This is a genomic window from Thalassospira sp. MBR-102 (genome assembly GCF_040549275.1).
In the GTDB taxonomy this organism is placed as follows: Bacteria; Pseudomonadota; Alphaproteobacteria; order Rhodospirillales; family Thalassospiraceae; genus Thalassospira; species Thalassospira xiamenensis.
On record NZ_JBEPTC010000020.1, the window covers coordinates 1 to 22399 of the forward strand.

General features: G+C 53.3%; 22 protein-coding genes. 4 read left to right on the forward strand and 18 right to left on the reverse strand.

Going from position 1 to position 22399, the window contains the following annotated elements:
* Window positions 1-341: 341 nt before the first annotated feature.
* The 8 genes from ABIE64_RS22170 to ABIE64_RS22205 all read right to left on the reverse strand — a co-directional run bounded on the left by ABIE64_RS22170 (window position 342) and on the right by ABIE64_RS22205 (window position 9439).
* Window positions 342-1397, reverse strand: coding sequence for an AbrB family transcriptional regulator (locus ABIE64_RS22170; RefSeq protein ID WP_354378648.1), 1056 nt, complete (start codon window positions 1395-1397; stop codon window positions 342-344).
* Window positions 1394-2416, reverse strand: coding sequence for an ABC transporter ATP-binding protein (locus tag ABIE64_RS22175; RefSeq protein WP_354378649.1), 1023 nt, complete (start codon window positions 2414-2416; stop codon window positions 1394-1396). The genes ABIE64_RS22170 and ABIE64_RS22175 overlap by 4 nt, the downstream gene beginning before the upstream one ends.
* Window positions 2413-3387, reverse strand: a complete 975-nt coding sequence (locus tag ABIE64_RS22180; RefSeq protein WP_354378650.1) for an ABC transporter ATP-binding protein — start codon at window positions 3385-3387, stop codon at window positions 2413-2415. The genes ABIE64_RS22175 and ABIE64_RS22180 overlap by 4 nt, the downstream gene beginning before the upstream one ends.
* Window positions 3384-4319, reverse strand: a complete 936-nt coding sequence (locus tag ABIE64_RS22185) for an ABC transporter permease (protein ID WP_354378651.1) — start codon at window positions 4317-4319, stop codon at window positions 3384-3386. Before ABIE64_RS22185 ends, ABIE64_RS22180 begins: the two co-directional genes overlap by 4 nt.
* A gap of 6 nt (window positions 4320-4325) precedes the next feature.
* Window positions 4326-5300 (reverse strand): ABC transporter permease, encoded by a 975-nt coding sequence (locus ABIE64_RS22190; RefSeq protein ID WP_247795358.1) that lies wholly within the window; start codon window positions 5298-5300, stop codon window positions 4326-4328.
* Between the two features lie 3 nt (window positions 5301-5303).
* Window positions 5304-6932, reverse strand: a complete 1629-nt coding sequence (gene ggt, locus ABIE64_RS22195) for a gamma-glutamyltransferase (protein WP_341364349.1) — start codon at window positions 6930-6932, stop codon at window positions 5304-5306.
* Window positions 6929-7780 carry an alpha/beta hydrolase gene (locus ABIE64_RS22200; protein WP_341364348.1) on the reverse strand — a complete coding sequence of 284 codons (852 nt, stop codon included), beginning with the start codon at window positions 7778-7780 and terminating at the stop codon, window positions 6929-6931. Before ABIE64_RS22200 ends, ggt begins: the two co-directional genes overlap by 4 nt.
* Window positions 7781-7846: 66 nt before the next feature.
* Window positions 7847-9439, reverse strand: a complete 1593-nt coding sequence (locus ABIE64_RS22205) for an ABC transporter substrate-binding protein (protein ID WP_354378652.1) — start codon at window positions 9437-9439, stop codon at window positions 7847-7849.
* 181 nt (window positions 9440-9620) lie between these two features.
* Here ABIE64_RS22205 and ABIE64_RS22210 point away from each other — a divergent pair, with 181 nt between their 5' ends.
* Window positions 9621-10388: an IclR family transcriptional regulator gene (locus tag ABIE64_RS22210; RefSeq protein WP_354378653.1), complete on the forward strand. Its 768-nt coding sequence runs from the start codon at window positions 9621-9623 to the stop codon at window positions 10386-10388.
* A 107-nt stretch (window positions 10389-10495) separates the two neighbouring features.
* On the opposite strand, the gene xylB is transcribed toward ABIE64_RS22210, so the two are convergent.
* The 8 genes from xylB to ABIE64_RS22250 all read right to left on the reverse strand — a co-directional run bounded on the left by xylB (window position 10496) and on the right by ABIE64_RS22250 (window position 18384).
* The gene (gene xylB / locus ABIE64_RS22215) at window positions 10496-11956 is read right to left on the reverse strand and encodes a xylulokinase (RefSeq protein ID WP_354378654.1); all 1461 of its coding nucleotides are present in this window, start codon (window positions 11954-11956) and stop codon (window positions 10496-10498) included.
* Between the two features lie 65 nt (window positions 11957-12021).
* On the reverse strand, window positions 12022-12711 hold the full coding sequence (locus ABIE64_RS22220; protein ID WP_037991665.1) for an HAD family hydrolase: 690 nt from the start codon (window positions 12709-12711) through the stop codon (window positions 12022-12024).
* A 9-nt stretch (window positions 12712-12720) separates the two neighbouring features.
* Complete coding sequence (locus ABIE64_RS22225; protein ID WP_037991664.1) at window positions 12721-13782, reverse strand: ABC transporter ATP-binding protein; 1062 nt, start codon at window positions 13780-13782, stop codon at window positions 12721-12723.
* Window positions 13783-13793: 11 nt separating this feature from the next.
* Complete coding sequence (locus ABIE64_RS22230; RefSeq protein ID WP_354378655.1) at window positions 13794-14846, reverse strand: NAD(P)-dependent alcohol dehydrogenase; 1053 nt, start codon at window positions 14844-14846, stop codon at window positions 13794-13796.
* Between the two features lie 4 nt (window positions 14847-14850).
* Window positions 14851-15108 carry a DUF2160 family membrane protein gene (locus ABIE64_RS22235; protein ID WP_051682344.1) on the reverse strand — a complete coding sequence of 86 codons (258 nt, stop codon included), beginning with the start codon at window positions 15106-15108 and terminating at the stop codon, window positions 14851-14853.
* 4 nt (window positions 15109-15112) lie between these two features.
* Window positions 15113-15949 carry a carbohydrate ABC transporter permease gene (locus ABIE64_RS22240; protein ID WP_062959128.1) on the reverse strand — a complete coding sequence of 279 codons (837 nt, stop codon included), beginning with the start codon at window positions 15947-15949 and terminating at the stop codon, window positions 15113-15115.
* A 4-nt stretch (window positions 15950-15953) separates the two neighbouring features.
* A complete protein-coding gene (locus ABIE64_RS22245) occupies window positions 15954-16832 on the reverse strand; it encodes a carbohydrate ABC transporter permease (RefSeq protein ID WP_037991661.1) in 879 nt (292 codons plus the stop codon).
* Between the two features lie 118 nt (window positions 16833-16950).
* Window positions 16951-18384, reverse strand: a complete 1434-nt coding sequence (locus tag ABIE64_RS22250; RefSeq protein ID WP_354378656.1) for an extracellular solute-binding protein — start codon at window positions 18382-18384, stop codon at window positions 16951-16953.
* A gap of 210 nt (window positions 18385-18594) precedes the next feature.
* On the opposite strand from ABIE64_RS22250, the gene ABIE64_RS22255 reads away from it, so the two are divergent.
* The 3 genes from ABIE64_RS22255 (at window position 18595) to ABIE64_RS22265 (ending at window position 21138) form a co-directional block, all read left to right on the forward strand.
* A complete protein-coding gene (locus ABIE64_RS22255) occupies window positions 18595-19551 on the forward strand; it encodes a sugar-binding transcriptional regulator (RefSeq protein WP_114095800.1) in 957 nt (318 codons plus the stop codon).
* A gap of 98 nt (window positions 19552-19649) precedes the next feature.
* Window positions 19650-20381, forward strand: coding sequence for an SDR family oxidoreductase (locus ABIE64_RS22260; RefSeq protein ID WP_354378657.1), 732 nt, complete (start codon window positions 19650-19652; stop codon window positions 20379-20381).
* Window positions 20382-20409: 28 nt separating this feature from the next.
* A complete protein-coding gene (locus ABIE64_RS22265) occupies window positions 20410-21138 on the forward strand; it encodes an SDR family oxidoreductase (RefSeq protein WP_354378658.1) in 729 nt (242 codons plus the stop codon).
* Window positions 21139-21258: 120 nt separating this feature from the next.
* On the opposite strand, the gene ABIE64_RS22270 is transcribed toward ABIE64_RS22265, so the two are convergent.
* Window positions 21259-21399, reverse strand: coding sequence for a RidA family protein (locus ABIE64_RS22270; protein ID WP_354378659.1), 141 nt, complete (start codon window positions 21397-21399; stop codon window positions 21259-21261).
* A gap of 62 nt (window positions 21400-21461) precedes the next feature.
* The gene (locus tag ABIE64_RS22275) at window positions 21462-22220 is read right to left on the reverse strand and encodes a GntR family transcriptional regulator (RefSeq protein WP_354378660.1); all 759 of its coding nucleotides are present in this window, start codon (window positions 22218-22220) and stop codon (window positions 21462-21464) included.
* Window positions 22221-22399: the final 179 nt, after the last annotated feature.

Consider the following 22399-nt stretch of genomic DNA (forward strand, 5'->3'; position numbering starts at 1 on the left):
TGTCGCCGTCATGCGTAAAATGATCGTAAGGGCAAATGCAAGAATGCGCCAATATCATGCAGCGGTGCTTGACACATAACACCGCTGCTTTTTTAATGTCTGGTAGGTGGGAGCAGTCATTTTGAGCCTCTTGTTCAAACCAAGCAAAGCATCGCTTTGCGCCGGTTCAGCGTAGCGCAATGCGCGTAGCTAAATCCTCTCCTCGCAACCACTTCTGTTATAAATCGCTTCTGTGCGAGATATAACAGAGCTCTAGATAAAACACCCCGTCCGGCTTTTGCTGAGCGGGGTGTTTGAGTTTAAAGACAATTTTTGTCAGACAGTTCTGATCCGTCTGATTGTCAGTCGCGTGACGCATGAAAACGTGCGACGAACGATGCCCCCAAAACGACCATTGCGATGCGGCTGATGTGACATAGTGTGACAAATGAAACTTCCAGATTGAGAGCCAAAGCAACCAGGCTCATTTCGGCCAGGCCGCCTGGGGAGAAGGCAAGGAAGATTCCTTCTATTGGTATGTCCAAGACATATTGCAGGGCAAAAGCCATGCAAAGCGCAACCACCAGCAATATAAATGTCGAGCCGGCCGAGGTCAGCAATATGCGTAGAATATAGCGTGGTGCGGTCCCGACAAAGCGGCAGCCAATAGTTGTTCCCAGTACGATCTGCACGACAGCGATTACCGCCGACGGAACGATGAATGTTGTTATACTCATCCAATGGAGAATGGCGCTGGCAAGCATCGGACCGATAAGATAAGGGGCGGGCAGACGTATCAGTCGGCCAAGAAGTACTCCTGCAGCTATTGCAAAAACAAACCATGCCGCATCTATTGCGATAAGATCATCAAGCGGACGATATGCTGCAGCGCGTGTATCGGCATCAATGCCGGTTACAAGTGAGAGAAGAGGCGGCAGGCTGAAAACCACCAGAAAAATTCGGGAGGAATGCATCAATGCAATGGTGTGTTCATTCCCGCCACGTTCGGCACCAAGCAAGACCATATCAATCAATCCGCCGGGCATAGCGGAAAAGTACCCTGTTACCGGGTCAAGTTTTACGATCCGCACAAGGTAAAAATAGCAAAGTGTTGCTGCAATCAGCAGATAGATGGCCAGTCCGATTAGTGCGGGCCACCAATGCACAATTCCCGCCACGGCATCCGGTCCAAACTGGGTACCCAGCATGGCGCCAATGATTGCAGACATTGGGGGCCTTGCACGTTTGGAGCCTGCGATCGGTAATCGCAGTATTGCCGCAAGTCCACACGCTGTCATGGAGCCAAGCATCCATGACAGCGGTAATCCGAGCCAGGTGAAAAGGCCGCCTCCTATGGTCCCGATTATAAGGGCAAATGCGAACGTGCTGTTGCTTTGCCATAGGGTTTTCGGGCTCATGCGGCCTCGTCATTCAAATGACAGGCGGAATAGTGATGCGGTGCAATTTCCTTTCGTTTTGGGATCTCGGTACGGCAACGTTCCGTTGCAAAGGGACAGCGAGGATGAAAATGACATCCCGGTGGAGGATTGATCGGACTTGGCAATTCGCCCTTGATTGCCTCGAATTTCCGTTTTCCGGGTCTGATGCGTGGGACTTCAGCCAGAAGTGCCTGTGTATAAGGATGATTTGGTTTTGCGAAAACCTCTTCAACCGGCGCTTCTTCAACCACACGTCCGAGATACATGATGGCGACCCGATCTGAAATATGCTCGACAACACCAAGGTCATGGCTGACAAACAGATATGTCAAATCAAGCTGTTCCCGAAGATCCATAAACAGGTTTAGAATTTGCGCCTGAATGGATACGTCGAGTGCCGCCACGCTTTCGTCGCATACAAGAAAGTCGGGGCGTACGGCAAGTGCGCGGGCAATATTGACCCTAGCGCGCTGTCCGCCGGAAAACTGGTGAGGCAGGCGTCGTTTCATGTCCGGATCGAAGCCTGCTTTTTGCAGGTATTCGTCAACATAGGCGGCCCGGCTGCCTTTGATCATACCATGAATGGCCGGCGCTTCTGATACCAGCGTTTCGATATTCATGCGCGGGTTAAGCGCGGCCATCGGGTTTTGGAAAATCATTTGTGCCGCCAGATCCGCGTCACGCAATGCACGACCATTTAACTTTGATCGGTCGGTTCCTTTCCAAAGTACGGTTCCAGATGACGGTTGAAGAATGTTGGCAGCAATCCGTCCGAGCGTGGACTTTCCGCAGCCGCTTTCACCAACCAGACCCAGAACCTCGCCACGGCGAATGACCAAATCGACTTCGTCAAGAGCGTGAACTACGGGTGGCGGTTTTGCCGCGCCCAGAGCAATCGATATTCTTGTGGCGATATCCGGTTTTGAACCGAAATGGCGTGAAACCTTGCGGATTTCGAGAAGGGGAGACTCGTTTTGAGGGCGATTGGGGAGGCTCATGCGAGTTTTTCCTCGAACGGATGGAAGCAGCGATGATAGTCCAGCTCATTACCAAATTGTCCCGGACGGACCCGGCAGGCGTCGGTTGCACGTTCGCAACGGGTGCGAAATGTGCATCCTTCGGGCATGCGTGCGAGGCTTGGCGTGACGCCGGGAATCTGCGCAAGGCGAGTGCCTCGGCTGTTTTCGGATGGTACTGAACGTATCAAGCCGCGGGTATATGGGTGATGCGGTGCTTCAAGGACTGTGGTGATGTCACCAGATTCGACAATCCGGCCGCCATACATGACGGCAATCCGGTCAGCCAGACCCGATACGATAGCCAGGTCGTGGGTGATCCAGATGACTGCAGTTCCCTGTTCTTCCGTCAATTTCTGAAACTCGGAAATGATCTGGGCCTGAATCGTTACGTCAAGTGCGGTTGTTGGTTCGTCGGCAATGATCAGATCCGGGCGATGCAAAAGGGCAATCGCAATGGCGACACGTTGTCGCATCCCGCCGGAAAATTCGTGCGGGTAGGCATCGAGACGTTCTTCGGGGCTAGGAATGCCCACCATCCCCAACGCATCGCGGGCGCGTATCCGGGCCTGCGATGGAGAGACTTTCTCGTGCGCATGGATCGCTTCGGTCATTTGTGTGCCAATCCGCAACACCGGATTTAGCGTCATCATCGGATCCTGAAACACCATGGCAATTCTGCGTCCCCGCAGGCTGCGCATCTGTTCATAGGATTGTGTGGCCAAGTCTTCGCCGTCAAAAAGAATCTGACCTGAGCTTACCTTGCCGGGCTTGTCTACCAGCCCCATGATCGAGAAGCCTGTAACGCTTTTCCCGGAGCCGCTTTCGCCCACCAATCCAAGGACTTCTCCGCGGTTTAGCTTAAAAGAGACTTCGTCAACTGCGCGCAGACCCTGATTTCCACCAATGGGAAACTCGGTGACCAGATCGCGAACATCAAGTAATGGTTTCATCGGGCATTCCTCGGATTGAGAACATCGCGCAGACGGTCACCAACAAGGTTGATGGAAACGATTGTGATCAGCAGCGCAATACCTGGGAAAAAGCTGATCCAGTACAGACCGGAAAGAAGATACTGATAGCCGTTCGAGATCAGCATTCCGAGCGAGGGTTGGGTGACGGATGCCCCAAGTCCAAGGAACGAAAGGGTTGCTTCCAGACCAATGGCGCGTGCAACCTGCATCGTTGCAATCACAATGATCGGTGCTAGACAATTTGGCAGAAGGTGACGCAGCAAAATGCGGTAGCCCGGAATCCTCAGGCAGCGCGCGGCTTCGATGAATTCCTTTTCACGCTCCACCAAGGCGGTGCCACGTGCCGTGCGTGCGTACGTTGCCCATTCGGCAATGATTATCGCAATGACGACGTTGTTTACCCCGTTCCCAAGGATGGCAAGGATCATCAGGGCCATCAGGATAGTTGGAAATGATAGCTGCAAATCCACCAGACGCATCGTCAGCGTTTCTATGCGTCCACCAGAATAGGCGGCGAGCAAACCAGCGGTCGTGCCGATAATTGCAGCGACCAGTGCGGACGCAATTCCGACAATAAGCGACGTGCGCAAGCCATACATGATACCCGACAGGATGTCGCGGCCCTGGCCGTCTGTGCCAAGGTAATACGGTACACCTGAAAAACTTTCGGAACCTGGCGCCAGACGACTGTCAAGAATGTCGAGCTGCATAAGGTCGTAGGGATTCTGCGGAGATAAAAGAGGTGCAAAAACCGCTACGAAAACAACAGTAATCAGACCAACCGTTCCGATCAACGCAGTGGGAGACGAAAGGAAGCGGATAATGGCAGGGCCTATCTTTCTGGGAGGTGGTGCATCGGCGAGCAATGCCGGGTTGTCAACGCCTGTGGTGTCGGCAAGTTTGGCATCCATCACGGATTATCCTTTTCCTTCGAGCCGGACGCGAGGGTCCAGCAGCGTATAGCAGATGTCGATAATGAAGTTCAGCGTCACAAACAGGATCACCATCATCATCAGGTAAGCGACGATCACGGGGCGATCGAGAAGATTGATGCTGTCTATGATCAGCTTGCCCATTCCCGGCCAGCCATAAATGCTTTCTGTCACGACAGAGAATGCAATTAGTGACCCGAATTCCAGACCAATGATTGTCACGACCGGGATCATCAGATTCTTGAGGATATGCACAAGAATGATCCGGGATTCACTCAGGCCCTTGGCGCGCGCGAATTTGACAAAATCCTGCATGATGACTTCCTGCACGCCGGCGCGTGTAAGGCGAAGGATGAGGGAGGTCTTGAATAGCGCCAGATTCAATGCCGGAAGAAGCAGGTGCGAAATACCGTCGGAAGTCAGGAATGACCATGGCGTGCCAAACAGCATTGCAGTTTCCCCGCGCCCATTTGAAGGGAGCCATCCGAGTTGAACTGCAAATAGCAATATAAACATCAGGCCGACCCAGAATGTCGGGAGCGAAAAGCCCAGAATTGAACCCGTCATGATAAGGCGCGACGAAATCCGTTCTGGATAAAGCCCTGCATAAAGTCCGAGAGGTAGACCAACAACAATGGCAATGACCATTGCGCAAAGTGCCAGTTCAAGCGTTGCGGGCAGTCGTTCAAGAATGACCTCCAGCGCGGGACGCTTGTAGACAAAGCTGTCGCCAAAATCTCCCTGCATCAGCCCCTTTATGAAGCTCAGATACTGGCTCCATAAAGGCTGGTCGAGACCCAGATGCTTGATGACCAGTGCTCTTTCTGCCTGGTTGAGATCCGGGTTGATAAGGATATCGACCGGATTGCCGATTACGTTGACACCAATAAAAACAATCAGCGTCATCGCGAAGATGACAAAGGCTGCCTGTATCATGCGCCGGATTAAGGAGGTGACCATATCCTAGCTCCTTTTTGGGGCTTTAATGCTGATCGCCATTCCATCACGCTGCGGATCTGCTGCACCAGCCGATTGCCCATCCTTCACCTGAATGCCGTGTAATGCTGCAAAAGCATAAGCCTGTGGAGAACGTACAACGGTATAGCCGTCATTGCGCAGGTCGCTTGCGACCGAATGTCGAGTTCTGTTGGATATGTCTATCGAATTGGAGACACCGACGATACGGGGAGCCGAGACGGCTTCATGAATATCCATTTTGAAATCGATCATGTTCATGATGCCCTGGGCGACGCTTGGGGCGATATAACTGCCGCCAGGGGCGCCAATTACAATCGACGGGCTTTCGCCATCAAAGACAATTGTTGGTGCCGCGGAACTTGCGCGACGTTTGCGCGGTGCAATCGAAGCTGCTCGGCCCGGGCGCGGGTCAAAGCGCCCCATCAATCCATTATACATGAAACCCAGCCCATCCGTGATTGCACCGGAAGGACTGCCAAGGGAATGGGTCATGGCAACAGCGTTGCCTTCTGCGTCGATAACGGAGATGTGGGTTGTGTCTCGCTGCGACAGGTCCAGGCGCTCGACATTGGCCCGTTCGCCGCGGCGAATGGATTCCGCCAGTTTTGCCGCATGCTCCTTTGACAGAAGCTGTTTGACGGGAACATGAACATATTCGGGATCGCCCATATGCATGTCCTTGTCGATTGTCATTCGCTTCATCGCCTCGAAGAGCGTGCGGATATGCTCTGTCGAACCGTGCGTCATGGCGCCAACGTCGAAGTTCTCCATAATATGGAGCAACTCGATCATCGGAAAACCGGACCCGGGGGGCGGGCTTGATGCAATCCTGTGGCCGCGATAGCTACCCCATACGGGGGCTGCTTTTGAGACGGAATATTGTGCGAGATCATCCAGACCTATCAGTCCGCCATTTCGAGCGAAATCCGATGCAATCTGTTCTGCGATTTCACCATGATAGAAAATGTCCGAGTTGCCGCTTTCGGCAATTCTGCGCAATGTCTGCCCGAGATCCGGGTTACGCAGAATGTCTCCTACACCACGTACACTGCCATCATCGTGGAAATAGATGCGCCGGCCTGTTTCGGAAAAGCGAAGCTTGTCAAGTGTGTTGACCTGCCCGTCACTGGTTTGATCCTTCGTCCAGTACCAGTGCATGTGAGGGCGGATCATAAAACCTTCTTCTGCATGGCGGATCGCAGGCTTGATCAGATCGCCCCATTCCCAGGTGCCGTAGTCACGCAATGCTGTTTCATAGCCCTTGAGTGAACCGGGAGTACAACAGGCAAGGTATCCAATCTCAGAAATATTGTCCTCGAGTATGAACCCGAACCCGTCGCGACTTTGGCCCAGCAGCTTGTTCAGCCACATATCCGGTGTGGATGCTGCGGGGGCAAGGGCATAGAATTCCAGCATTTCATGAATGCCGCGTTTGGGCATGTAAACCTGCATGGAACCAAAGCCACCAATCCCGGACATCTGTGGGTCGACGACGCCCTGAACGAAAGCACAGGCAAGGGCAGCATCAATCGCGTTCCCGCCGCGTTCGAGAACTTCTGCTCCGGCTTCTACGGCTTCGGGTTGTGGCGCGACAATTGTGGCATTGCGGCTCATGCACGTTTCTCCTTGAGGCGTTCGGCAAGAAAGGCCTTCACATGACCCAGTACTTTTAATCGGTCATGGGCAACGCCGGGAACTTCATCAAACGTTACATTAACCCCGGCGCTCTCAAACGAAGCCTTCAGGCTGCGAAGGCGTTCCGGACGGGTGTTTCCGGCATCGTTTGCGCCTTCCATCCAGTATTTCGATCCTGGCTCGTGCATGATTTCCCAGTTTTCAAGATCGACACTGCCGACAACCATTTGCACCGGTACGCGTGCAAGTGCTTCGGCGTCAAACGGTCGACCGAATTTTTCCTGAAGGTCTCGCACGCCAACCCACCAGTCGCGATCGGGATCAAGCAGCGTGACGGAACCGGGGGCACCGATACAGGCTGCCCAAAGGTTTTCGGGGCGCAAGATGGCGAAGCGATGAGTGAAATGACCGCCGCCGGAGAAGCCAAACATGGCAAAACGCGACCAGTCCTGCTGGTACTTCTCAGCCATTTCTGCGACCATCGAGAGAATGATCTCGTCATAACGGATATCGCCTTCGATCATGTATTTGTAACCTGATCGTGCACCATCGCCACGAACATTCATCGGAAAGATCGGGCACAGAATGGCGCAATCATGATACAGGCCGAATTCGGCAAATCCGTCCCGGAATTCAATGGCTGACGTGCGACCTGTGCCATGAACGGCTACCAGAAGGTCAACTTTACGACCATCGGCAGCAGCAGGCGGAACATAAAGCAGCATATGAAAACGGGGATCGGCTTTAGAGGCAAAAATAGCCGTTTCACCATAGTCATATACAGCGCGCGCGCGTGCAGCGGCACCGCTCGTTCCAAGTTCTTGCATTTTTGTCTCCGTGGGGAAATCGTCTTCGGGACATCGGGGGTGCAAGGGCACCCCCGGGGTCTCGCTTTATTCCGTTTTTGCGGAATTGTGGACTTCATAGGCCAGCGTGTATTTATCGCCACGCGGCTTGTAGCTGATATTGGATTTAGCGCCCATGACCACGTTTTCGTAGTGCATCGGAAGCAACCAGTTATCGTTGAAAACCAGTTTTGACACTTCCTTCAAAAGCGGCTCGCGTGCTGCTTCTTCCAAAGTTGATGTGGCTTCATCAAGCAAAGCATTAACTTCCGGGATATTGATACCGCTGCCGTTATAACGCCCGGTACCTTTTTCGGCATCGCGACCGGCAACGATGGCGAGAGCCGGATTAGATACTTCGCCCGTATTTACACCCCATGAACCCAGGAACAGCGAATATTCACCGTCCGAGTATTTGTTGGAATAAACCGACCACGGCAGGACTTCGACCTTGGTGTCAATGCCGATGCGCGAGAACATCTGGCCGGCTGCCTGCAGGACTTCGCTGTCATTGACATAGCGGCCAGACGGGCCGTGGATGGTCATGGCAAAGCCGTCCGGATAGCCCGCATCGGCCAGCAATTTGCGTGCGCCTTCCGGGTCATAGGCAACTTTTTCAACTTCTTCAGAATGACCGAAAAAGCCTTTGGCAACAAACTGATCTGCAACCGTTCCGTTTTTGCGCATTACGCGATCAACAATCGCATCACGATTGATCGCCATAAGAAGCGCTTTGCGAACGCGCTCGTCCTTGAACGGATTGGTGCCCAGTGCCGAGCCATCTTTCGCTGTCACGAACGGTGTCTGATCGCGAGCGACGTCCATGCCAAGATATACAAGACGGGTTGATTGTCCGCGAATGATGTGCATGCCATCACTGCTTTCTACACGATCAACGCCTTCCGCGGGCAAAGCTTCAATCAGGTCCAGGTCACCGGCAAGCAAAGATGCCAGACGACCGCCATTGTCGGGAACCATCCGGATGGTGACATGCGACCATTCTGAAGGGCCCGCAAAATAGTCGTCATTGCGGTCCAGCTCGATCCGATCCCCAGGGGTATAAGAAACAAACTTGAAGGGGCCGGTGCCTGTTGCCGCTTTTCCGTTTTCGAAATCGGCGACACTGGCATCTGCATAGTCAGAGCTGATGATGCGGATACGGCTTAGCGAGTTCAGGATCATCGGATCTGCAACAGTGGTCTCGACGATGACAGCATTTGGGCCATCTGCTGTCACTTCTGCAATATTGCGGGTGTAGGAGGCAAAGGCCTTGCTTTCCTTGTCTCGGGCACGGAGCAATGAAGCCACAACGTCTTCGGAGTCAAATGTTGAACCGTCATGGAATTTGACGCCTTCACGAAGTGTGAAGCGCCAGTGGGTACTGTCAAGCACCTCCCATGAGGTTGCAAGCTGCGGTTTGTTTTCGGCCGATCCGCCGCGATTGATAAGGCTGTCAAAGATATTGCGGCTTGTGGCGTTGTTGGGGGAGTTTGAATCTTCGTGTGGATCAAGCGAGGTGATGACGGCGGCCATCCCGATAGACAGGGTGGTATCTTCTTGTGCAATGGCTGGAACAGCCGAAGTTGCAAAAAGTAAAATTGCCGAGCCCGTTAAGGCACGTCGTGTCAGTGAATAAAGCACTAGGTGGCTCCCTGATTGGCTGGAGTTCGATGGGTATTTTATTTTTATTTGCGATACGTTCGAGAGCGGATCTCGTGGAGGCATGATGAGAAACGGATTTGTATTGTGTCAAATTTATTTTCTTAGTGTTTCACTCAATGATACATAAAATATAACGTTGAATTTCGAAGGGAGCTGAGCGATGGGGGATGATAATTATCATGTAGAATCAGTTAGTAAGGCGTTCGATCTTTTGATGGCCGTTGCTCGATATCCACATTCTGGTGTGACCGAACTAGCTAAAAAAACTAACTTAACAAAGTCGAGAGCATTCCGTTTGTTGCATACAATGGAACAGCGCCAAGTGGTAATTCGGGATAAGGAGAACGGTTATCGGCTTGGAAATTCGATGTTGGTACTCGGAATCACGGCAAGTTCGCAAATCGATCTGGTTAAACTGGCGAACCCCATTCTGGAGGAATTATGCCAGCGGGTGAACGAGACCGTGCAGCTAAGAATACTTGATGGCAACGAAGCCCTTTGTATTGCGAAGTGCGAACCGTCCCGCGATCTGCGTGTACATGCGGTGGTTGGCCGTCGCCGTCCACTTTATGCCGGGTCGCCAAAGGCTCTCTTGGCCTTTCAATCCCGGGAAACGATTGAAAGATGTGTGCCGGCAAAACCGGAGAAATTCACAACCAACTCTTTGGGAACTCGTGGTGCTATCCTTGCCGAATTATCGAAAATTCAACAGCAGCGTTATTGCCTCAGCAGAGGCGAGGTCAGCGATCAACTGGTCTCGATCGCAGCGCCTGTATTCGCTATGGACGGATCGGCGATTGCAGCCCTGAACGTTGCGGCACCTGCGTTCCGAACGCATGATTCCGAACTTGAACATATAATCCGTCTGGTAACGTCTTCGGCAGAGCGACTGTCGGTCGGCTTGGGGTGGCAGAAGGGGCGGATTTAAGGTGAGGTTCTTGGCGGGGTGTTAAGAGGTAGATGATAACTTTACGAAAGTAGTCTTCCCAAAATGAACCCTGTTTTCGAAAAATCCTCTGTCGCGTTCAAACCGCGTTATGATTGTTGCTGGCAGGCTTTTATGAGCGGATAGGCCTTGCGGAAGTTTTGATAGGCAGCGTCGAATGCAGATCGCGAACTTTCATTCGGATCAATGGTTTCATGCACTTCCGGGATGGATATAATCCTGTCAGCAGCGGCACCGGTTGCGGCAGCGATGCCAAGCCTTGCGGCACCCAGAGCCGCACCAAATTCGCCACTTTTCGGAAGAGCCAGGGGAACGCCGAGGACGGTGGCTATCAGCTCTATCCAGTATCGGGAGGCCGACCCACCGCCAATAGCGATCAAACGATCCAGTTTAGCGTTGGTTGCGGCCAATGCCTCAAAGCTGTCTCGCAAACCAAACGCAACACCTTCAAGCACGGCACGCGTAAGATCTTCGCGGCTCGTTTCGGTCGCCAGTCCTGTGAAGCTGCCACGGATCTCTGCATCGTTGTGCGGCGTTCTTTCCCCCGCTAGATAAGGGAGATAGCGGACAGTGCCGGGTTTTTTCAGGTTGCCATCAAGCTTTGAAGTTAGCTCTGTCGGGTTTTGACCGGTGATGCGCGCAAGCCAGTTCAGACTGTCTGTTGCCGAGAGCATAACGCCCATCTGGTACCATCTTCCCGGGATGGCATGACAGAATGTATGCAACGCGGTTTCTGGTGCCGGATGATAGCCGTCGCGTGCTGATAGCAACACACCAGATGTGCCAAGCGAGACAAATCCCTGTCCTTCATTCTGTGCGCCAATGCCACAGGCCGCTGCTGCATTATCACCCGCACCACCGGCAACCGAAACCGGACCACCAAGACCCCATTTGTCCAAAAGAGCGGGACGCAGGCGACCGGCTTCGTCCGTACCTTCGACAAGGCGGGGCATCTGATCTTGGCGCATGTTTCCGGCAGACAGCAACGTGTTCGACCATGTTCGATTACCCACATCAAGCCATGAGGTGCCCGCGCTATCCGACATGTCCGCAACATATTCCCCGGTCAGGTAATAGTTAAGATAAGCGGCGGGCAGAAGAACCTTTGCGGTTTTTGCAAAAATATCGGGTTCGTTTTCCCGCACCCATTCAAGTTTCGGGGCGGTAAATCCCGGAAAGACGATATTGCCTGAAATGGCACGAAACGGTTTTTTCGCATCAAGGTGCGCGGCCTGCGTATGAGAGCGCGTGTCATTCCACAGAATACAGGGGCGCAAGACCCGTCCGCTGTTATCCAGAAGTGTCGCTCCATGCATATGGCCGGCTACGCCAATACCCCGCAGCGCGGCAAACTGCGGATAATTATCACGCAGCTCGGCAATGGAATCTTCCAGTGCCGCAATCCAGTCCGAAGGATTTTGCTCAGACCAGCCCGGGTGCGGATGACTGGCGTGATAGCTGCGTTCCGCTGAGCCTATCGGCACACCACCGTCGTCAATCAGCAGTAGGCGGATACCGGAGGTTCCCAGATCAATTCCAAGAAAAGTCATCCCAAAGCCTTCTGTGGAAATTCAAGCTGCCATATCTTGAGCGATGGCATGCAAATGTGTTGATGTTACGCAGGCTTGTGCAGAATTGCATCTCCAACGTCCAGAAGGCATTCAAAGATTTCTGACGCACCGGCGGATTTAAGCAGTTGGGTTTGATGTGAGCGAATATCATGTAAATGCGTTCCACCTACAAAACCTATAGCTCTCATCCCGGCTGAGATAGCGCCTTTTACGCCATGCGGAGAGTCTTCAATAACAACACAATCTTTGGGATCGGTTGCAATACCCTCTGCGGCAAGCAGGAATAAGTCAGGCGCGGGTTTGCCATTGGCGACCTGCTCGGCACTGTATGCGGTGCCCGGGAAATGCGCGGCAAGACCCGATATCTCGAGAGTTGCTGTCATTCGCCGCAGGGAGCTGCCGGTTGCCAGTGCCGTTTTGATCCCTGCATTGGAAAGCCGATCTAACAACATTTCCGCATTCTCAATCTGTTGGAGGCGCGTTTGATACTCTGTTAGCAGGCGCGTTTCGACCCGGTCGATAAAATCGTCCGGGCAGGCCTGGCCGAGACGTTCGGAGACATGTCTGCAAATGTCTTGGATCGAAACCCCGAGAAACCGGTCACGGATATCATTAACCGTAATGCCATCAATTCCGAGGCGGTGCATTTCGGTTGCCAAAACCTCAAGTGACAAGGGTTCGCTGTCGACCAGACAACCGTCAAGGTCGAAAATTACTGCGGCAGGTGAATTCATCGGGCTCCCCTATATCCGCAGTTCGGTATCGCGGTCGAACAGATGCACGTTGACCGGATCAATCACATAATGAAGTTCAGAACCGGGGCGTGCAGAGATACGCTGTTTGACCAGGGCGTCAATGAGGTCACCGTTTGATTTCGCAACGATCTGGGTTTCAGAACCTGTTGGTTCAACGACCACGACATTCATTGCAATCCCCTTATCGCCAATGTCGATATGTTCGGGACGAATGCCGTAGGTCACTGATTTTCCCGTTGGTGTTGTGGTCGGTGGTATTGGCAGGATCAGGCCGTTATCGGACTCAAAGTGCTTCGTGCCATTGTGTTCGGTTATCTTGCCATGAACGAAATTCATCGAAGGTGAGCCGATGAAGCCAGCAACAAAAACGTTTATCGGATTGTCATACAGATCCAGCGGAGAACCAATCTGCTCGACCCGGCCATCACGCATGACGACGATTTTGTCCGCCATGGTCATTGCTTCGATCTGATCATGGGTGACATAGACAATCGTTGTGCCAAGACGCTGATGCAGTTCCTTGATCTCAACGCGCATGGTCACGCGCAGTTTGGCATCCAGGTTTGAAAGCGGCTCGTCAAACAAGAATACTTGCGGATCTCGCACGATGGCGCGGCCCATGGCGACACGTTGACGCTGGCCGCCGGAAAGCTGCTTGGGATAGCGGTCAAGAAGATGGGCAAGATCGAGAATTTCGGCGGCGTCGGTAACCTTCTGCTTTATCTCGCTTTCCGGTCGTTTTGCCATCTTGAGCGGGAAGCCGATATTTTCATACACCGTTTTGTGGGGATAAAGTGCATAGCTTTGGAACACCATCGCGATATCGCGTTCTTTCGGCAGAACATCATTCACGATCCGTCCGCCAATCGAGATGGTGCCTTCGCTGATTTCCTCTAGCCCGGCAAGCATGCGCAACAGTGTTGATTTGCCACAGCCAGACGGCCCCACCAGGACGACAAACTCGCCATCCTTGATGTCGACATTCACCCCGTGCATGACCTGAATATTGGCGTAGCGCTTGATTACGTTTTCTATTTTTACGTCGGCCATAAGGCTTCTCCCTATTGCGGCAATTCGATCTGCAATTTGACGTCCGCCGGTGGGGCGGATGCTGCGATCTCGAATGCGCGCACGCTGTCTTCGAATGCGAATGTTCTGGTGATCAGGGGTTTTACGTCGATTGCGCCGGAACTCAGCATGGCAATACAACGCGGAAAGACATGGGCATAACGGAAAATATTCTCGATCCGGGCTTCCCGGATCATCGCTGCCCCTGCGTCATAGCTGATCGGATCAGGCTGACCGCCAATCATGACGACACACCCACCTGGGCAAAGGGGTTCAAAAATCCCGGCGGCAGCCTTGGGCGAGCCGGTGGCTTCAAACACGATATCGGCCCCCCAGCCATCGGTGTCGCGTTTGATCACCTCGGGGATGTTTTGGGATTTGACATCAATTGGGATGATCGCCGCACTCAGGGATGCTGCTATTTCAAGCTTTTTTTCGGCAAGGTCGGCGACATACACCCGGGCACAGCCACCGGCCAATGCCGACAATGCGGTGACCAGTCCGATGGGGCCAGCCCCGATGACCACTGCGATATCGCCCGGTTTGATCCGGGCTTTGGTGGCGGCGTGGACACCCACTGCAAGCGGTTCGACCATTGCGGCCTCGGCAAAGGATACATTGTCGGGAAGCTTGAAGGTAAAGGCTTCGGGGTGCACACAGGTCGGGCGCAAAATCCCGTGTACCGGCGGGGTTGCCCAAAAGCGTACGGCCGGATCAACATTATACATGCCAAGGCGGGTTGCCTTGCTGTTGGGGTCGGGGATGCCCGGCTCCATACAGACCCGGTCACCAACGGACAGCTTTGTGACATCGCATCCGGTTTCGATCACGGTGCCGGATGCTTCGTGCCCCAGGATCATTGGCGCATTGACCACAAATGGACCAATCCGGCCATGGGTGTAGTAATGCACATCCGAACCGCAAATGCCGACGGTATGCATCTTGATGCGCACGTCGCGTGGGCCAAGGACCTCTTCCTCGCGGTCAATGGCAGGAAAATCGCGCAGGGTGATGTCGTCTTTTTTTTCCAGAACCAACGATTTCATGGCGTTATCCTTTCCTGACGATAAAGACAGCAAGAGCAAGGGCAATGGCATTCGAAATCCAGATGGACAGACCCATTGGCTCCAGGAAGCGGAACCAGAACAGAGACAATGCCACCCAGATCACGACCGAGATAAAGCACCGGTCAAAGGCATTGGTTTCGATTGGCAGAAAGCCGTGCCGTTCTTCCGGGGCCTTGGTTTTTTCGGTGTCGTCTTCAGTCAGCGAGGCTGTATCAAGCTGTGTCGTATTGTGTCTGGTCATGGTGTTATCCTTTCACCGCGCCAAAGGTCAGACCGGCAACAATATGTTTTTGAACCAGTCCGAACACGATCAGGGCAGGGATCAGGGTGAAGACTGAAATCGTGGCCATGATTCCCCACTCGGTCCCGGTGGTCGTGACATATTCCGAAAGGCCGGTGGTGAGGGTGCGGGCATCGAAATTGGTAAGTGTTGCGGCCAGCAGATACTCGTTCCAGGCAAACACCCAGGTCAGGATCAGGGTCACAGCAAGCCCGGGCCGACAAAGCGGAAAAACGATTTCGGTAATAACTTTCCATGGGCTTGCACCATCGACATAGGCGGCTTCATCCAGTTCACGCGGGATGGCGTCAATCGTCGGGCGCAGGGTCCAGATCGCAAACGGCAGGTTAAAGGTGCAATAGACCAGAATCATGCCAATCCGGGTATCAAGCAGCGTGAAATCGCCAATCCGGTAAACCTGCGTCATCAACAGGAAAAGCGGCAACAGGAACACCGCGGGCGGTGCCATACGGTTGGTGATCGTCCAGAAAAAGATGGATTCCTTGCCGCGGAGATTGAAACGCGATAGCGCATAGCAGGTAAAGAAACCAAGCACTGTGCACAGCACGGCATTCCCGGTCGAAATCACCAGTGAATTGACCATGTAGCTTCGGATCAACCGATTGCCGAGAACCTCGACATAGTTCCCCCAATAGGGATTGCTGACAAGGATGTCCGGTGTGCTGAAAAGCTGAACCGCGGGTTTGACCGAAATGACAAACAGCCAATAGATCGGAAACAGGGTCAGAAGGCTGATCAATATCCAGAAAAGCGTTGTCAGTAGCGGATTGCGCTTTTTCATCGTCTTATCCCTTCCGGTTCTTGCGCGGTGCGAGCATGCTGACATAGAGCAGCCAGCAAACCACGATGGTCAGATACAGCACGATCACCGAAATGGTAGAGCCATAGCCGTAATTGGTCTTGGGGAAGACTTCCTTGAAGATATGCACGCCAAGGAAACGGGTGGACGATCCCGGACCACCCCCGGTTAGCATCCAGACTTCATCGACCGTGCGCAGGGCATCCATCAGGCGAATGAAAACGGTTGCGACCAGAGCCGGTGTGATCATCGGAAGGGTGATGTGCCAGAATGTCTGAGCTTTGTTCGCCCCGTCGATCTGGGCCTGTTCAAACGGATCGCGTGGCAGCGACACCAGTGCCGCGATCAGGGTCAGGGTGACAAGCGGCGTCCAGTGCCAGATATCCATGATGACGATGGTCAGGAAAGCCGCGGGGGCGGATGTCCCGATATTCATCGTGATCCCGAACCATTCATCCAGATAATGGGGGATGATCCCGATGGATGGTGTGGTCATCAGCTTCCAGACCGACCCGACAATGATCGGTGCCATAATCAGTGGCAGAGTATGGATCGTGCGAAAGATCGATTTCCCGGGAAATTCCCGCATGAAGGCCTGGGCCAGCAAATAACCGATCACCAGTTCGGAGAGAACGGCAAAGATGACAAAGGCAACTGTCACGCCCAGCGAATTCAGGAATGCGCTGTCAAAGACGATGCGCCGGAAATTCTCCGCGCCGTTGAAAATCATTTCGGGGGATGCCGCAAATGGATTCCATTGATGGAACGAGACGAAAACGACATACAGGAACGGCAAAACGCCAAAGAAAAACAGGATCACCAGCGTAGGGGCCAGGAGGATCCAACCAAGCTTGTTGGATTGCATCGTCAACTCCCTGGAAAAAGATGCAGTGTGGCGGTCACGCCGCCAAAGCGGGGATCATGCCGGGATCTGGTCGCTGCCCATGGGGCAGCGACCATGAAAGGTAAGTTGGGAAAAGGCCTTACTTGCGATAGCCAAGATCGGTCAGCTCGGCCTCGGCCTTTGCTGCCATCTGATCAAGTCCCTCGTCCGGGCCAAGGTCGCCCGTCAGGATTTGATACAGGATCGGTGCAGTAGCTTCGCGAACCTGTGCATGGAACGGATATGCCGGGGCGCCGGCAAACAGATATCCCTTGTCACGCAGAAGATCATAATAACCGCCAAGTTCTTTGTTCATGGCCTGGACTTTAGGATCGTCATAGGTCGATTTGTTGGTCACACGTGGTGCGGCAACAGCCCAGTCCGGCTGAACTTCGTCCTGACCGATATATTGCAGGAACAGCATCGCGGCTTTCTGGTTTTTTGACGTTGCTGGAATGCCAAAGGCACCCCCATCGTAATAACCGATATAACCTGTGCCGCCTTCGACTTCCTCAAGGATGCCGTCTTCCATCGGGGGCAGGGCGACACCCACTTTGCCAACTACAAGCGATTTGGATTCATCGGCTGCGATCCAGCCGGCGTTTTCACCATAGACCAGACCTTGGGCAACACGACCCGCACCGAATGTGGTGCCGACTTCCGTCCAGGTCGAAGCATTGCTTTCAGGCGGGGCAATGTCGCGCATGCTCAGCCACCACTTCATGGCTTCCTTGGCTTCGGGGCTGTTCATCGAACCCCCATTGGCAACGGATGCGGCATAGTTGTTGTCCGCATCAATGCCCCAGTTATAGACGCCATAAGTCGGGGCAATGGTTTCAAAGAACTCGTACCAGGATGCCGGATGGCCGGTATGGGCCTGTGCGGTGGTGCCCCACAGATCCAGATCGTGATCTTCGCCCCACTTGGTGAAGAAGCGGGCGATCTCGCCATATTCTTCATGCGTGGTGGCCGGTTTCAGTTCGTGGCCGGTTTCTGCCTTGAAGGCTTCCTTGATTTCCGGATCGTTGAACAGGTCGGTACGATAGAGATAGATCTTGATGAAAGCTTCCATAGGTACGCCATACAGGTGACCGTTTTCACCACGGAAGTAATCGGCAAAGGTGGTGAAGTTGTTCTCGCTGTAAGTCGGTGCCTTAAGGGACGGATTGTCGGCCAGAAGTTTGGTCGTGTCTGTCAGGAAGTCGCGCGCCAGATAGGAATAGACAATGTCCTGTTCGATAAAGACCATGTCATAGATGCCGGTTCCAGCTTCCATGTCCTTGATGGCCTTGTCATACATCTGATCCCAGGACGTGGTCTCGATATCAACCCGAATACCGGTCAGTTCCTCGAATTGTGGGGCGAGGACTTCGCGAATGTAATTGGATGGCGGTGTGGATTCCGTCACGCCATGCAGTGTGACACCCTGATAGGGGGCGGCTGCTTCTTTCCAGAATGCATCATCAGCATAAGCAGTGCTTGAGGCGACAGCCATGGCGAAGGCTGAGACGCCCACTTTGAGTGCAAAATTCATTGGATATTCCTCCCGTTGATTGATGGGGGATCGCATTTGGCAGTCTTGCGCTGCATTGGATTTGCGATTCCGGTCGCCGGAAGAATGCATATGTAATATATTTGATGCAAGTGAAAATTTTCATTTGTAATTTTTGAATTACATTTGTTAGTTTGCGTGACATGACAATTGCACAGGGCCAATGTGCAGGGCGACAAGAGGAAATAATTCATGCCAAGAGAACCACTTGAGGATAGCGAAGGTTTCGTGACCGAGGTCTGTTGGCGCTATTACGTGAACGGCCAGACACAGGCGGAAGTCGCGCGTGATATGGGGGTAACCCGCCTGCGTGTTAATCAGGCCATTCAGAAAGCAAAGTCGCTGGGGTTGGTGAAAATCCAGATCGAGTCGCCTTTTGTAACCCGGCTTGAAGCACAAAAACGTTTGGAACAGGCGGGTGTTGGCAAAGCGCTGGTCGTGCCGGTAGATCATAACAATTATGACTATCACGCCCCTGTTGGCGCGGCACTTGCCCACTATCTGACGGCGACCCTTAAGACAGAGCCGTGGAAAAGGATCGGGGTTTCCTGGGGGGTAACATTGCAGCGCGCGATGGAGCGTTTGCCGCTTCATTCCCTGCCGGATCTGGAAATTCTTGCCTTGATGGGCGGGACGGCGGCCGGATCATCCTTTAATGCCTTTAGCATTGCTTCAGGCTTTGCCGAGCGGTTTGACGCCAACTATTCACATCTGGTTGCACCGATTTATCTGCCCGATGATGTCGATAAAGACGTCTTCTTAAGCCAGGAAATCTATGCATCCCATATCGAGCGGTGCCTTTCTGCTGATGCCGCCCTTCTGGTCGTGGGGGATGTGTCCGATCTTTCATTTATGGTGAAATATGGTTTGCCAGCGGATCTGACCATGCAGGAATTGCGTGACGCGGGTGCGGTCGGGGATGTTCTGGGCCGTTTTCTTGATGCTGATGGGAACGAGATTGACCATCCGCTAAACGAGCGAACGGTCGGGGTCGACCTAAACGCGCTAGCAGATATTCCCAACAAGATCCTGACGGCGGCGGGCAAACACAAGGTCCCAATCATTCATGCAGCGATCAAGCGCGGGTTGGTGGACACACTTGTTACAGATGATCTGACCGCAGATATTCTGCTGGAACGCATGACTTAATCCGTAACGCAGTGCATCGCAAAACGAGAAAAGCAGCGGCAAACAATAAGCCGGCCATGGTGCAAATCGCGTAATCATTATCAGGGAAACGTCGCTTCATGACCGATACATTCAATGGAAAAACAGTCGTGATCACAGGGGCTGGCAAAGGCATCGGTCGTGCCTGCGCCCATCTTCTGGCTGAACGCGGTGCCTCCGTCATCGCCATGGCCAGAACACAAGGTGATCTTGATGCGCTGAGCGCCCAGATCGGGGCGCGCACGATTCAGGTGGATTTGTCCGACAGTAGGGCGGCACGCAATGCCATGCAGACAGCAGGGACGGCAGATTTTCTGATCAATTGTGCCGGGACCAATGTCCTTGAAAGTGTGCTTGAGATGACCGATGCGGGGTATGAAACCGTGATGGGCATCAACCTTCGGGCGGCTTTGATTTGTGCGCAGGAATTTGCACGTGCCCGGGTGAGAGCAGGTGGTGGCGGGGCGATTGTTAATGTGACATCCATCGCCGGGCATCGCGGGTTTGAGGAGCATATGTGCTATGCCGCCTCCAAGGCCGGACTGGAAGGCGCGACCCGCGTCATGGCCAAGGAGCTTGGACCGTACGGTATTCGGGTCAATGCTATTGCCCCCACTATTACCATGACCGAACTTGCCGCGACGACATGGTCGGAGCCGGCCAAAGCCGATCCGATGATGGTTCGTCACCCCCAAGGGCGCTTTGCCGAGGTAGATGACGTTGCCCGTTCGATCATCATGTTGTTGAGCGACGATGCGTCCTTCGTCAGTGGGGCTGTCTTGCCTGTGGATGGCGGTTTTCTGGCTGTCTGATCTCAATCATTTTTATCGGAGACGAATTATGGCTCAATCCCTTCAGGGCAAAGTTGCTGTTGTCACTGGCGCTGCTTCGGGCATCGGTCTTGCTACTACGCGCGCGCTTCTTGAAGCTGGCGCAAAGGTTGTGATGGTTGACTACAATAAGGATGCCCTTTCTCAGTTGGCGACTGAATTGGGGGCGAATGCTATTGCGCAACATACCAATCTGCTTGATGCAGATAGCTGTGCTGCGATGGTTCCCGAAATCCTACAAAAGGTCGACCATATCGACATTCTGCATTGCAATGCAGGTTCCTATATCGGTGGTGACTTGACCGAAACAGACACCGCAACGATTGACCGGATGCTGAACCTGAACGTCAATGCCGTGATGAAGAATGTTCGTGATGTGATCCCGCACATGCAGGAACGCAAAACCGGTGACATCATTGTGACGGCTTCCGTTGCAGGTCATATGCCGATCCAGTGGGAGCCGGTTTACTCCGGATCAAAATGGGCAATCACATGTTTTGTGCAAACAATGCGTCGCCAGCTAAACAAACACGGCATTCGTGTCGCACAAGTTTCGCCGGGGCCGGTCGTTTCGGCCCTTTTGGCAGACTGGCCTGAAGAGAACCTGCGTAAAGCCAAGGAAAATGGCGCGCTGCTTGATCCCGAGGAAGTATCCGATGCGGTGATTTACATGCTGTCGCGCCCGCGTACGGTGACGATCCGGGACATGATCGTATTGCCCACCAACTTTGATATCTAACTTTACGGTTTTGGCACAGGCATCTTGAAATTTCTCGATGTGCCTGTGCCAAAGATCAACATTTGCGTTGCGGCTAGGTTGTTAAACTTACCGCGAATTGAAAGATGCTATAGCAGGTTGCTATTGGGCAGCAGATACCACGACTTCGATCAGGGTATTTGCGCCAAGTTCATTGACGCCGATTGTTGCGCGAGTTGGCAGAATTTCGCTGGGGAGCCATTCAAGCCAGCGGTTACCAAGCTTTTTATTGATTGCAGTCAAAAAAGAAGGCCCCCGCTTTCGCGGGAGCCAGTTCCAGCAGTGCCGGTTCGTGTGTTTCTGGATTAATCGTTATCGTGATGATCCGCGGTGCCGACTTGGCCGTCTTCGCTGACTTTGATCCAGGTGCTGCCGAGGTGGTTGCGCATCAGGTCATTCAGTTTGACGGCATCACGACTTTCAATGGCTTTCAGAATTTCCTCATGCTCGCTAATCGCGGTTGGCCATTTTGTATTGCGCATGTTGGATCGATAACGGATGCGATAAAGTCGCGCATTCATGCGTTCATGGGTTTCAATCAGCAATGGATTTCCCGATGCCATTACAAGGGCGCGGTGAATCCGCTGGTTGAGTTTGAAATAGGCGAGGCGGTCCTTGCGGGCAAAGGCGGCAAGCATTTCGTAATGCAGGGCACGGATTTCGTCGATTTCTTCGTCGGTCGCGCGTTTGCAGGCTAGTTCCCCGGCAAGACCTTCGATCCCGCCAAGAAATTCAAGCATGTGCTTGACGTCTTCGGGGCTTGGATTTGCCGCAATCGCACCGCGTGAAGGCAGAAGTTCGACAAGGCCGTCAACGGCCAGAATCCGCAAGGCTTCGCGCAGGGGGGTGCGTGATATATTAAGCTGTTGAGCCAATGTGCGTTCGCGGATCGGTTTGCCCGGCGGAATGATGTCTTGCACGATCATGTCGCGCAGGACATTTGCTGCCTGTTGGGCCAGCGGCAGGTCGCTGTTCTCCGAGATGGTTGCGAGTGGTGCATCGACAATCGGCTCGTAGGTGTCGAGGTCGGATTCTGATCCGGCGTTTAGCGTGATGTTACTCAAACCATTCTTCCCTGCGTGTCGTCATTGCGCAAACTATAGGATGCGTAATGAATAAGAGCAAGGCAAAAATGGTATACCAAAAAATATGGTATACCATTTGGGGGTGGAGGAAGGTGGATCTTGCCAATGATGATTGATCCTAAGTTTTTGTTTTTTATCAAATTTTGTGATTTTCTGTC

Coding starts and splice junctions, on each gene's coding strand:
- ABIE64_RS22170 (WP_354378648.1), bottom strand. CDS start 1,397: ATGAGCCCGAAAACCCTATGGCAAAGCAACAGCACGTTCGCATTTGCC.
- ABIE64_RS22175 (WP_354378649.1), bottom strand. CDS start 2,416: ATGAGCCTCCCCAATCGCCCTCAAAACGAGTCTCCCCTTCTCGAAATC.
- ABIE64_RS22180 (WP_354378650.1), bottom strand. CDS start 3,387: ATGAAACCATTACTTGATGTTCGCGATCTGGTCACCGAGTTTCCCATT.
- ABIE64_RS22185 (WP_354378651.1), bottom strand. CDS start 4,319: ATGGATGCCAAACTTGCCGACACCACAGGCGTTGACAACCCGGCATTG.
- ABIE64_RS22190 (WP_247795358.1), bottom strand. CDS start 5,300: ATGGTCACCTCCTTAATCCGGCGCATGATACAGGCAGCCTTTGTCATC.
- ggt (WP_341364349.1), bottom strand. CDS start 6,932: ATGAGCCGCAATGCCACAATTGTCGCGCCACAACCCGAAGCCGTAGAA.
- ABIE64_RS22200 (WP_341364348.1), bottom strand. CDS start 7,780: ATGCAAGAACTTGGAACGAGCGGTGCCGCTGCACGCGCGCGCGCTGTA.
- ABIE64_RS22210 (WP_354378653.1), top strand. CDS start 9,621: ATGGGGGATGATAATTATCATGTAGAATCAGTTAGTAAGGCGTTCGAT.
- xylB (WP_354378654.1), bottom strand. CDS start 11,956: ATGACTTTTCTTGGAATTGATCTGGGAACCTCCGGTATCCGCCTACTG.
- ABIE64_RS22220 (WP_037991665.1), bottom strand. CDS start 12,711: ATGAATTCACCTGCCGCAGTAATTTTCGACCTTGACGGTTGTCTGGTC.
- ABIE64_RS22225 (WP_037991664.1), bottom strand. CDS start 13,782: ATGGCCGACGTAAAAATAGAAAACGTAATCAAGCGCTACGCCAATATT.
- ABIE64_RS22230 (WP_354378655.1), bottom strand. CDS start 14,846: ATGAAATCGTTGGTTCTGGAAAAAAAAGACGACATCACCCTGCGCGAT.
- ABIE64_RS22235 (WP_051682344.1), bottom strand. CDS start 15,108: ATGACCAGACACAATACGACACAGCTTGATACAGCCTCGCTGACTGAA.
- ABIE64_RS22240 (WP_062959128.1), bottom strand. CDS start 15,949: ATGAAAAAGCGCAATCCGCTACTGACAACGCTTTTCTGGATATTGATC.
- ABIE64_RS22245 (WP_037991661.1), bottom strand. CDS start 16,832: ATGCAATCCAACAAGCTTGGTTGGATCCTCCTGGCCCCTACGCTGGTG.
- ABIE64_RS22250 (WP_354378656.1), bottom strand. CDS start 18,384: ATGAATTTTGCACTCAAAGTGGGCGTCTCAGCCTTCGCCATGGCTGTC.
- ABIE64_RS22255 (WP_114095800.1), top strand. CDS start 18,595: ATGCCAAGAGAACCACTTGAGGATAGCGAAGGTTTCGTGACCGAGGTC.
- ABIE64_RS22260 (WP_354378657.1), top strand. CDS start 19,650: ATGACCGATACATTCAATGGAAAAACAGTCGTGATCACAGGGGCTGGC.
- ABIE64_RS22265 (WP_354378658.1), top strand. CDS start 20,410: ATGGCTCAATCCCTTCAGGGCAAAGTTGCTGTTGTCACTGGCGCTGCT.